The sequence below is a fragment of the Bacillus infantis genome, from assembly GCF_008180445.1.
GTDB lineage: Bacteria > Bacillota > Bacilli > Bacillales > Cytobacillaceae > Bacillus_AB > Bacillus_AB infantis_B.
This window is the reverse complement of sequence record NZ_VTER01000026.1, coordinates 1-10,294: the sequence shown is the minus strand read 5'-3', so window position 1 is coordinate 10,294 and position 10,294 is coordinate 1. Positions and strand designations below refer to the sequence as shown.

Below are 10,294 nucleotides of genomic sequence, written 5' to 3'. Positions count from 1 at the left end.
CGTTGCCCAGGCGGGCATTCCTGAGTTCATGAAAGCTGCCAAGACCATAAAAAACTGGCAAATCGAAATACTAAATAGCTTTAGCTATAACTATTCGAATGGTTTTTTAGAAGGCCTCAATAACTTAACGAAAGTCATGAAACGAAACGCATTTGGCTTTAGAAGCTTTAAGCGTTTTCGGGCCAAAATCTTATTAACTCATAAGTATAAAAAGTTGGGTGTGCATATTGGATAAGGGTGAAGCCCTTTGGACCTCACCCCAACATTTGACGTAGAACCATTCATACAGACTATAAATACGAACATTTGCAGGTGAATCTATTCATAACATCTGTGTTTTGTGATATGATTGATAAGGAAAAACATTTAAAAAAGGCGCAGTGACTGACGACGATAGTGGAAGAAACCACAGTGGAGCTGCGTGCATATATAGCCGGTCGTCTGGGCAGCCAGCAGTCTGCTTTAAACTTTTGGAAAAGCGGCCTGAATCTTATACCTGGAGGTTGTATGCTATGAATGAAAAATTGATTCTTGATGGTAAGCGGGTGGCAGCTGATATTAAAGAAGGACTGATGCCAAGGGTGCAAAACCTCACGCAAAAAGGGATCACTCCCTGCCTTGCCACTATCCTGGTCGGAGACGATCCATCTTCTGAAACATACGTAAGAATGAAAGGGAATGCCTGTGCACGGCTTGGCATCCGGTCTGAGAAAATTCACATGCCGAAAGAAACCACAACAGAAGAACTGGTAAAAACGATTGAGGAACTGAACGAAAATAAAGAAGTCCATGGCATCCTGCTTCAGCACCCTGTTCCAGGACATATAGATGAGCGGAAGGCATTTGAAACCATCAGCATAGACAAGGATGTTGACGGCGTGACAAGCCACGGCTACGGGCAGACTGCCCTGGGATTTGGTACATATCCATCATGCACTCCTGCTGCAATTATGGCAATCATCGATTATTATCATCTTCCCATAGAAGGAAAGCATGCTGTCGTTGTAGGGAGAAGCCCCATCCTCGGAAAACCCGTTTCCGCTTTGCTTTTAAACAGGAATGCAACAGTAACAACATGTCATTCCTATACTGTGAATCTCTCCCGCTTTGTAGGCCAGGCTGATCTTGTCATTGCAGCAGTCGGAAAGCCGGAATTTATAAAAGGAGAATGGATCAAGCCTGGGGCTGTTATTCTCGATGCAGGGTATAATGAGGGGAATGTCGGAGATGCAGAATATGATAGCTGCCTCGAAAAGGCATCAGCCGTAACACCTGTACCAGGGGGAGTAGGCCCGGTCACGATTTCAATGCTGCTGAAGCATACAGTTGAAGCAGCAGAAAAGACGCTGGGGATTAACGCCTGAAGAAGAAAAGGTTGACACGTTCTTCTTAATGAAGTAATATTAACTTAACACTTTAAGATTCGTTTTATATTTGGATAAGTAGTCGTAGCTGCGCAGGTTGTAGTCGATTTTATCTTCTTCAACACGTGCAGGCTGCGATTTTTTTGTTTTTATATTATACCGCAAACTTTTAGTGAAACACTTTTTGGAGGTTTTTATACATGAACACAGGTAAAGTAAAATGGTTTAATGCAGAAAAAGGATTTGGATTTATCGAAACATCAGAAGGCCAAGACGTTTTCGTTCACTTTTCAGCTATTCAATCTGAAGGCTTCAAGTCTTTAGAAGAAGGCGAAGCAGTAACTTTCGAAATCGTTGAAGGCAACCGTGGACCACAAGCTTCTAACGTAGTTAAAGGCTAACAGCATTAATGATGAGGTGATGCATGGCAAAGCATGCATCGCCTTTTTGTGTATTGAACCGGACGGCAACTTATGAAATAAAGAAGCAGGCTCCTAATTAAGGCTTTTCTTTCCTTCATTTACTCCATTTCGTATCCTTCCACCATTCCCCTAGAATACCGCCCGGGAGGCGGACTTTGATTGTTCTGTAAATAATCACTTGGGCGGGGTTTAAACTTATTTGAATCGGAAATGTAAAAAAGAGATAGAAAGTGGTTAGCCTAGAAATATACCTGCTGTAACCCTATATACAAATTGATATGAAACAAATGGTAAGAAATTAAGGAGGATTTATACTTTGACAACTTTTTCGGATTTTAATTTAAGCAAAGAGCTTGAAAAAGCAGTATCCAATATGGGCTTTGAAGAACCAACGCCAATCCAGGCACAGGCTATCCCAATTGGCCTGAGCGGCAGGGATATGATTGGCCAGGCCCAGACAGGGACAGGGAAAACAACTGCATTTGGCATTCCGCTTTTGGAAAAGATAGATGTAACTGAGGGTATTCAGGGCCTTGTGCTTGCGCCTACCCGTGAGCTTGCCGTACAGGTGGCTGAAGAATTGAACCGGATCGGACAGGTAAAAGGCGTCCGTACACTGCCGATTTATGGCGGCCAGGACATCTCCAGACAAATCCGCGCTTTGAAGAAGGACCGCGGGCCGCATATCATTGCAGCTACTCCGGGAAGGCTGATTGATCATATCGAAAGAAAGACAATCCGCCTGAATAAAATTAAATTGGCAGTGCTTGACGAAGCTGATGAAATGCTGAACATGGGCTTTATCGAGGATATTGAACGCATCCTGAGCGAAGTTCCTGAACAGCGCCAGACATTGCTGTTTTCAGCAACAATGCCAAAGCGCATCCAATCTTTGGCAGAAAGATTCATGACAGAACCTGAGCTGGTTCAAATCAAGGCGAAAGAACTCACTGTAAAAAATATTGAGCAGCATTATATGGAAGTGCATGAAAAGCAGAAATTTGATGTTCTATGCAGCCTGCTTGACATCCAGTCCCCGGAACTTGCTATCGTTTTCGGCCGCACTAAGAAGCGTGTGGACGAAGTGGTGGAAGGGCTCATCAAACGCGGCTATTCTGCTGAAGGCATCCATGGCGATGTTCCGCAGAACAAGCGTGACCAGGTTATCCGCCGCTTTAAGGAACAGTCGATTGAAATCATGGTGGCAACTGATGTAGCGGCAAGGGGACTTGATATCAGCGGTGTCTCCCATGTATACAACTTCGATATCCCGCAGGACCCTGAAAGCTATGTACACCGTATTGGCCGGACTGGGCGCGCCGGGAAAAAGGGACTTGCTGTAACATTTGTATCTCCGCGTGAAATCGATCATCTCAAGCTGATCGAGCGGGTAACGAAAACAAAAATGGCGAAAAAGCCTATACCTAGCTTTACTGATGTAATTGCCGGCAGCCAGGAGGCAACCATCAATAAAATGCTGAAGGTTATTGAAAATGAAGAATATAACGAATATAAAAGATCTGCCGAGAGTTTACTTGAAGAAACAGATTCAGTCACCCTGCTGGCAGCTGCTCTTAAGCTGCTTACAAAAGAGCCGGATGTGACACCTGTCAAGCTTACGGCTGTCGAGCCGATCCGTTCAAGGAAGCCGAAATTTGACCGTGACAGAAACCGCCGCAATGATCGAAGCAGGAGTGGCGGGGGCGGACGCGACCGCAGAAGAGGAAGAAGCGGAAAATCAGGTTTTACTCCTAACTCAAAGGGGTAATAGGTGATTAAGGGCAGTTTTAAGGATTTTATAAGAGGATGTAATATCTTTCCTGAAAAAATTTTAAAAAATGATTATAAAATCTGTAAAACTTACCCATATTAATACAGAAGGGCATCGCCCTAAAGATTTTGTTGAAATTTAGGAGGAAATGTAAATGGCTACAGGTAAAGTAAAATGGTTTAATGCAGAAAAAGGTTTCGGATTCATCGAAGTTGAAGGTGGAGAAGACGTATTCGTCCATTTCTCTGCAATTCAGTCTGAAGGCTTCAAAAGCCTTGATGAAGGTCAAGAAGTTGAATTTGACATTGAAGAAGGCCAGCGTGGACCGCAGGCTGTTAATGTGACGAAACTATAATATTCACTTCATATGATGAAGAGTCTCCTGGCGGGGCTCTTCTTTGCTTTATAAAGGAGGAATGAGGTTTGCTTATTACTGCCATTTCAGATACCCATATGCCAAAAAGGGGCAGAAAGCTGCCCAAGTTTCTCATTGAATATCTGAAAATTTCAGATGTCATCATTCATGCCGGTGACTGGCAGGACTGGTCTGTTTATAAAGAACTCTCATCCTTCGGGAGGCTCGAAGGGGTGTTTGGCAATACGGATAGCGGCGGGCTTAAGGAAATGCTGAAGGATAAGCTCATCCTTAATATAAATGGGTTTAAATTAGGTATCGTGCACGGGCATGGAAAAGGGAAGACAACGGAAAAAAGGGCGCTGGATTCTTTTGCAGACGACAAGCTGGACTGTCTGATCTACGGCCATTCCCATATACCCGTCCTGAAAAAGGAAAACGGGACCCTCATCATAAACCCGGGTTCCCCGGTTGATAAAAGAAGGCAGCCGCGTTTTTCTTTTGCAGTAATAAGGGCGGAGGAAGAGCTCTCAGCAGAGCTTGTTTATTTTGATAAAGAATTTTAAGAGGGAAAAGCAGGCCGCATCTGTGCGTCCTGCTAATTGAGTTTCAGCTCATAATAATCCTGTGATTCAAGCGGAATGAATCCGCATGACGTATAAAGATTTAGGGCGTTATTGTTTTCCGCAGCCACTTCCAGGAAAATATCCCTCCCTCGATTTCTCTCCTGCCTGATGATCCTGCTTAGAACGCTTCTTCCAATCCCTCGCCTCTGAAACTCAGGAAGGATCGCAAATCCATAAATCCAGCTCTCATTGCCGTCTGTCTGGATCCTCACCTTGCCCGCGGGGGCTCCGCTGCATTCAATTATGAATAAAGTCTGTTCCTGTTCGGCTGCCGTTTGCTCGTAAAACAGAGTGGCATCTTCTTCGGAAAGGCTGAAACAAACAACATCCAGCTGGATGCAAAGATCGGCATCTCCGGCAGTGGCCGATCTTATTTCTATCCCTTCTTTTTCTGAAAGAGTATCTGAATGAACGTACTTCATCTGGTGCTCCGTGAAAGAGTATCTGCAAGGAAGCGATTTGCAAAGCTGTTTGGCAGCATAGGATTCGGCTGGCGCATTTAAAAGGACTTCCGAAGCGCTTGCCAATTGTTTTTCAGCCTGTTTTAACAGAGCTGTAAAGATTCCCTTCTTCCTGTACTGAGGATGAACCATCCCGCATACCTCCACTTTAGCTCCAAAAGGATACAGAGCCAAAAATCCTGTTAATCTTTCGTCCTGATAAGTGAAGAAGTCTGTTTTTGTTTCATTATTTCTGGATTTCAGCATATCCCAATTTAGTTTTAATCTGAATTCTTCATGATTTTCACAAATATCCTGAAGCTCCTTGATATCTTTGAGCTGTCTTACTGTAAGCATCGCTGTTCCTCCCCATTCTCGTATATATCTATATTAGCTTGAGGAAGGGAGAAGAGGAATACAAAATTGCAAACCATCAGAATTATGCAATTAGAGGCATTTAATTGTGTAGTTAACCTGGAATGGTTATTATAAGTAGAGTAATGATTCAGGAGGTGTTGGATAATGAAAAGTTTTACAGTAGAATTTCACAAAGAAGATCAAGTAGAAGCAATGAAGGTCGGCAAGCTCAATGAAGAGGACTTCAATATTGCCACTGAAGGCGGGACCAGGCATCTTTTTGAGCTTGATACTAACGTCGGCTTCTTTATTTACTTTGATGCCATCAGCAAAGAGGGGACCGAGTCGTATTTGGTTCTGCATTATGAAGAAGAGAATGAAGAGCCAAGTGCCTGTTATTCATTTGAATTGAAGGATTTCTACCAATTTGCCGCACTTCAGCTGAACGATCTTGAATTCAGTGAAGAAGCAGGGGGAGAAGGGGAAGGCGAAGAGGAAGTGTACGGGCCTATCCATCATCTTGCACATCTTATGTACCATATCATTGAAGAAGGCCAAAAAATCGAGGAATAGAAAAAAGAGCAGCGCGCTGCTCTTTTTTTCTTTAAATGATATCTGCATGACAGCTGTTATGCAGGAAGATTCATCCGGCAGTAGCTTTCCACCATTTTCTCCTCTTCTTCATCAAGCGCAAAATCGAGAGCCTTTTCGTCTGAAAAAAAGAAGTGATAATTGAGGATCTTTGAGCCATTCTCATCCCTGTAAAAAAGTACACGCAGGCTCAGCCCTTCCTCGGAGTAAAGTTCGTCATCCTCCGGAACTTCTATGTCCAGCAGGAACTCATACCTCTGCCCTTCCAGTATACCTGTAGGATCAATGATTTCTTCAATCAAATGACCTGTAATTTCCATCTATATCATCCTCTCTGGATAGTTTCAGTTTATCGACACTCGTATTATACACTTTTATGAAAGCATGCGTAATCTTTTGTTCTTATCCTTCTTCAAATCCCGGGATTCCATCCTTAAAGGGGTACGGATTTAAGCTGACAAACTTTAAAATGATGCATTGACAAAAACAGGGAAATGCTGTATACTTATAAAGTATTTATTTAAAGGAATAACATTTAAAAAATTTCAGATTCACTTGTTATAAAGGATCCAGTCCATTTATTTTATAACGGGTGGATTTTTATTTTTCGGGGGCTTCGGCTCTTTGAGGAGGTGCCTTTTATGGCAATGGGATTCGGGAGAAAAAATACCGAAGAAGTAAAAACGGAAGAAGTGAAAGTCTGGGAATGTATTTCTGACAGCTGTAATGGATGGCTGCGTGATAATTTTAAAAGCAGTGATCAGCCGGCTTGCCCGCTTTGCAACAGTGAGATGAAGGAATCGACTAAGCTGCTTCAAGTTGTTGTTAATAATAGCATCTACTCAAAATAAAAAAACCAAATGGCCTCGCCATTTGGTTTTTTTATTTTTGGCTTTGTTAGTGTGCAAAGTTGATTTTGGCATTTTTTGTGAGAAGTATGTTTCAAGCTTTTTGTGTACGTAAAAGCGGCAGGATGAAAAAGGAGGCGGCGGGAATACTAAAGCAAAAACCTTTAGTTATGATGGAAGTGATGAAACTTTGACCGGCATGCACCTTTTTATAGCATTGGTATTTTTCAGCATCATATTAATGATAATTTCCTTCAGGAAAGAAATCAGGGTATCGCTGCCGCTCTATTTCTTTGTGATGGGATTGTCTTTTATATTGGAATACATAGTCTTTATTCTGGGAAAAGCATACACATACAGGCCGACTGTATTTGAAGAAAAGTGGTTTGATGAGGTATTTGGGGCAAGTATTTCGCAGGCACTTTTCATTCCTGCAGTACTTACAGCGGTCTCCATTTTCCGGATCGGCTATCTGTGGAGGCTTGCAGTGATAGCGGGCATTTTTTTGATAGAGAGCTTTTTCTTGAAAGAGGGCATATATCAGCAGCATTGGTGGAGATCGTGGTACACGAGCGCAATACTTTTTGCGGCTATGTTTGTGACAGACATATGGAGGGATTCATTAAGGAAACCTTCGCCTTTTGTAAGATTTGTGACAATATATATGGCCATTACCACAATCATTCAGGCAGCTGTATTCTATACGGTAATCTTCTTTCGGATTCATACCTACAACGCTGGTTTTTTTGAGTCGCATGACCGTGATCAGCTGGCTTTCAGCACACTTGTTTGGCTGATATACAGCCTGGTTTTAGCTGTCATAGTCATCTATGACTTCAGGAAGACGGCATTGGCAGGATTATTTGCGGGAGCCTGGCTTTTTGAAAAACTTTTAATCCAGGCGGGTGTTCTGACGATTTCCCATTTGTGGAGTTCAGTATATTCAGCTGCGCTCATTACACTATTCTGCTTTCTGATCGGCAAGCTGGCAGTTTATTTCTTTCCTGATATTAAAGGTGAATCTGTATAATGTCCTTTCAGGCGAATTGCATTATAATAAAAGAAATAATGCACTCTTTAAGGAGTAAGTTTTCATGGATGAAGTTCAACGGCTTAAACAGGAAAATGCTGAATTAAGAAATGAAATATTGCAGCTGAAAAACAGGGCAGAAGAAAATCAGGCTTACTGGCCCGGCTTGGATAACGGGGATGAAGGCGTATCATTTGAAAAACTGGAGAGATTCCTGAATCCTATACTTGATCTGGTTCCTCATCATATTGTTTTTATAGACGGGAATGGACTAATAACGTTATGCAACCTCCAGGCAGCAAGGGACCTGCATGCTGACAGAAGGGACATAGTGGGCCGCCATATCAGGGAGCTGCTGAGGATACCTGATGACAAGATTAATCTGCTTGAATCCCTCAGGACGAAGAAGCCGATCGTTAACAGGGAAGTGCTTGACAAAAATTACGGGATCAATAATACAAGGATCATACTAGACGAAAACGGAAACGTGAAAAGGGTTTTAGGAGCTTTTCAGTTCCTCAATGGAGTAAAGGAAGCAGAGAAGCAGGCTTTGGCCGGGAGGATAGCAGCAGGCATAGCCCATGAAATCAGAAACCCGCTTACCACGGTAAGGGGCTATCTCCAGCTTCTTCAAGGCAAGACGAATCAAGAGGTGTCTGAGCTTTTTTCTTCCTTGCTGATCCCGGAAATTGACAGGGCCAATAAAATCATTACAGATTTCCTCCGTATTGCTAAACCAGGGGAAACGACCAGCGAACTGCTGAATGCAAAGGAGTTTATCCTGGGCTATACCGGAAAATTCCTGAATAGTGAAGCGCTGCTGTATAATGCCGAAATTGAATATCAACTTGCAGAAATTGCAGATAATACGTTCTTTAAAGGTGATCGTGATGAATTGCTGCAGGTGTTCATTAACCTTTTCAGAAATGCGTTCCAGGCTAAAGGAAGCGAACCTCTAAAAATAATCATTGCTGCCAAAAGAGTTGATTCCTTTCTCAGAATTGAATTCCGGGATAATGGAAGGGGAATTCCTTCTTCTATTCTGCCCCATATCTTTGACCCTTTCTTTACTACGAAAGATGAAGGAACGGGGCTCGGGCTCTCAGTTTCCAAAAAGGTTATTGAGAATCACGGCGGCATGATGAATGTAATGAGCGATGGGCAGGGAACTCAGTTTATCATTGACATTCCTGCAGAAGACCGCTTTTGCTGTGAATAATTTTTATCGTACAATCAACAGAAATGCCCCTGAATGAATATGAATAATTAAATTCGCAATCACGAGGGGGATTAAATTGGATGTCAAAAAAAGTCCGCTGAACTATACTGCAGTTGGCGATTCGATTACTGCGGGTGTGGGAGCTTCGTTCTTTTCTCCTGGCTTTGTGCCGCGATTTGCAAGACTTGCCGAGGAATCCCTTGGCCGGAGGGTCGTCCACAAAATTTTTGCCAGGCCCGGAGCGCTTTCGGGTGAAGTCCTCGAAGCTGTCAGGTCTCCTTTAGTATCCAGTGCTTTAGCAGAATCAGAACTAATTACGATCACAGCCGGAGGCAACGACCTTATTCAGGGGTTAAGGTCATATCAGCTGACGAAAAATGAGAAGGATATTTCATCGCGCCTGAATATATCTGCAGAAAAGCTAAGCGGCATCGTAGATCATATTACTGAACTAAAATCAGACTCTGCCGGGCCTTTTATGGTTTATCTTCTAAACCTTTACAGTCCCGTTCCCGAAGAAGAAACAGCAGACCGATGGATCAGAAAGTTCAATAAGCAGATACAGCAGCTATGCGACCACCATCACTTTCGAACGGTGAATATATATCAGGCATTTAAAGGGAATGAGAATGATCTAGTTGCGATGGACAGAGTGCATCCCAATGACAGCGGCTATAATCGCATCGCTGAGAAAATAAAAAATACCGGATATGGACTTCTGATCTGCCAATAGACAGGTTCCGTCTCATGCAAGAGAGGGCACCTGTCTTGTTTTAATAAAACCAATAATTTCCACCTGGTTTCCTGTTGACCAACTTCTCAAGTGCTGTTATTATAAATGAACAGCAATCGACATTAACTGCTGATATAAATTCCACTTATTAATCTATGAATTCATAATAAATCGTCTTTTACAAAATTATGTTGACAAGAGATTGGTAGGATGGTATTATAATATAGCTGCTTTAAAAGAGCGCTATTGAAAGATTGTCCTTTGAAAACTGAACGAACAAAAACGTCAACGTTAATCTTATTTTTATCAGAGCTAAATCTTACTCTTATATGGAGAGTTTGATCCTGGCTCAGGACGAACGCTGGCGGCGTGCCTAATACATGCAAGTCGAGCGGACGGATGGGAGCTTGCTCCCTGAAGTCAGCGGCGGACGGGTGAGTAACACGTGGGCAACCTGCCTGTAAGACTGGGATAACTTCGGGAAACCGGAGCTAATACCGGATAATGCATAACCTCTCATGAGGTTATGCTGAAAGAT

The 10,294-nt window shown here is 42.8% G+C and carries 13 protein-coding genes, 1 rRNA gene and 1 riboswitch; of the genes, 12 read left to right on the top strand and 2 right to left on the bottom strand.

What is annotated here, in order from left to right:
* The 6 genes from FZD51_RS25555 to FZD51_RS25530 form a co-directional block, all read left to right on the top strand.
* Positions 1-235 (top strand): transposase (locus FZD51_RS25555; protein ID WP_148976930.1); only part of this gene is annotated, 235 nt, incomplete at its 5' end.
* 135 nt (positions 236-370) lie between these two features.
* Positions 371-454, top strand: a riboswitch (ZMP/ZTP riboswitch).
* 58 nt (positions 455-512) lie between these two features.
* The gene (locus tag FZD51_RS25550) at positions 513-1,364 is read left to right on the top strand and encodes a bifunctional 5,10-methylenetetrahydrofolate dehydrogenase/5,10-methenyltetrahydrofolate cyclohydrolase (protein ID WP_148977232.1); all 852 of its coding nucleotides are present in this window, start codon (positions 513-515) and stop codon (positions 1,362-1,364) included.
* Between the two features lie 200 nt (positions 1,365-1,564).
* Complete coding sequence (locus FZD51_RS25545) at positions 1,565-1,765, top strand: cold-shock protein (protein WP_009795528.1); 201 nt, start codon at positions 1,565-1,567, stop codon at positions 1,763-1,765.
* Between the two features lie 337 nt (positions 1,766-2,102).
* The gene (gene cshA / locus FZD51_RS25540; protein WP_148977231.1) at positions 2,103-3,554 is read left to right on the top strand and encodes a degradosome RNA helicase CshA; all 1,452 of its coding nucleotides are present in this window, start codon (positions 2,103-2,105) and stop codon (positions 3,552-3,554) included.
* A 157-nt stretch (positions 3,555-3,711) separates the two neighbouring features.
* Complete coding sequence (locus tag FZD51_RS25535) at positions 3,712-3,912, top strand: cold-shock protein (RefSeq protein WP_009795530.1); 201 nt, start codon at positions 3,712-3,714, stop codon at positions 3,910-3,912.
* A 68-nt stretch (positions 3,913-3,980) separates the two neighbouring features.
* Entirely contained in the window at positions 3,981-4,478 is a 498-nt protein-coding gene (locus FZD51_RS25530) for a metallophosphoesterase family protein (protein WP_148977230.1), read from the top strand.
* Between the two features lie 32 nt (positions 4,479-4,510).
* Here FZD51_RS25530 and FZD51_RS25525 read toward each other — a convergent pair whose 3' ends face one another.
* Complete coding sequence (locus FZD51_RS25525) at positions 4,511-5,335, bottom strand: GNAT family N-acetyltransferase (protein WP_148977229.1); 825 nt, start codon at positions 5,333-5,335, stop codon at positions 4,511-4,513.
* Positions 5,336-5,500: 165 nt separating this feature from the next.
* Here FZD51_RS25525 and FZD51_RS25520 point away from each other — a divergent pair, with 165 nt between their 5' ends.
* A complete protein-coding gene (locus FZD51_RS25520; protein WP_148977228.1) occupies positions 5,501-5,908 on the top strand; it encodes a cytosolic protein in 408 nt (135 codons plus the stop codon).
* A gap of 56 nt (positions 5,909-5,964) precedes the next feature.
* Here FZD51_RS25520 and FZD51_RS25515 read toward each other — a convergent pair whose 3' ends face one another.
* Entirely contained in the window at positions 5,965-6,246 is a 282-nt protein-coding gene (locus FZD51_RS25515; RefSeq protein ID WP_148977227.1) for a DUF6509 family protein, read from the bottom strand.
* A 321-nt stretch (positions 6,247-6,567) separates the two neighbouring features.
* Between FZD51_RS25515 and FZD51_RS25510 the strand changes: the two genes are divergently transcribed.
* From FZD51_RS25510 to FZD51_RS25490, 5 genes are all read left to right on the top strand, one after another.
* Positions 6,568-6,777: a cold-shock protein gene (locus FZD51_RS25510; RefSeq protein WP_009795535.1), complete on the top strand. Its 210-nt coding sequence runs from the start codon at positions 6,568-6,570 to the stop codon at positions 6,775-6,777.
* 238 nt (positions 6,778-7,015) lie between these two features.
* Complete coding sequence (locus FZD51_RS25505; protein ID WP_148977226.1) at positions 7,016-7,804, top strand: hypothetical protein; 789 nt, start codon at positions 7,016-7,018, stop codon at positions 7,802-7,804.
* Positions 7,805-7,868: 64 nt separating this feature from the next.
* Complete coding sequence (locus FZD51_RS25500; RefSeq protein ID WP_148977225.1) at positions 7,869-9,023, top strand: two-component system sensor histidine kinase NtrB; 1,155 nt, start codon at positions 7,869-7,871, stop codon at positions 9,021-9,023.
* Between the two features lie 76 nt (positions 9,024-9,099).
* Entirely contained in the window at positions 9,100-9,756 is a 657-nt protein-coding gene (locus FZD51_RS25495) for a GDSL-type esterase/lipase family protein (RefSeq protein WP_187445900.1), read from the top strand.
* Positions 9,757-10,082: 326 nt separating this feature from the next.
* Positions 10,083-10,294, top strand: a 16S ribosomal RNA gene (locus tag FZD51_RS25490); the annotation flags it as partial.

Coding starts and splice junctions, on each gene's coding strand:
- FZD51_RS25510 (WP_009795535.1), top strand. CDS start 6,568: ATGGCAATGGGATTCGGGAGAAAAAATACCGAAGAAGTAAAAACGGAA.
- FZD51_RS25535 (WP_009795530.1), top strand. CDS start 3,712: ATGGCTACAGGTAAAGTAAAATGGTTTAATGCAGAAAAAGGTTTCGGA.
- FZD51_RS25545 (WP_009795528.1), top strand. CDS start 1,565: ATGAACACAGGTAAAGTAAAATGGTTTAATGCAGAAAAAGGATTTGGA.
- FZD51_RS25505 (WP_148977226.1), top strand. CDS start 7,016: ATGATAATTTCCTTCAGGAAAGAAATCAGGGTATCGCTGCCGCTCTAT.
- FZD51_RS25500 (WP_148977225.1), top strand. CDS start 7,869: ATGGATGAAGTTCAACGGCTTAAACAGGAAAATGCTGAATTAAGAAAT.
- FZD51_RS25550 (WP_148977232.1), top strand. CDS start 513: ATGAATGAAAAATTGATTCTTGATGGTAAGCGGGTGGCAGCTGATATT.
- FZD51_RS25520 (WP_148977228.1), top strand. CDS start 5,501: ATGAAAAGTTTTACAGTAGAATTTCACAAAGAAGATCAAGTAGAAGCA.
- FZD51_RS25525 (WP_148977229.1), bottom strand. CDS start 5,335: ATGCTTACAGTAAGACAGCTCAAAGATATCAAGGAGCTTCAGGATATT.
- FZD51_RS25515 (WP_148977227.1), bottom strand. CDS start 6,246: ATGGAAATTACAGGTCATTTGATTGAAGAAATCATTGATCCTACAGGT.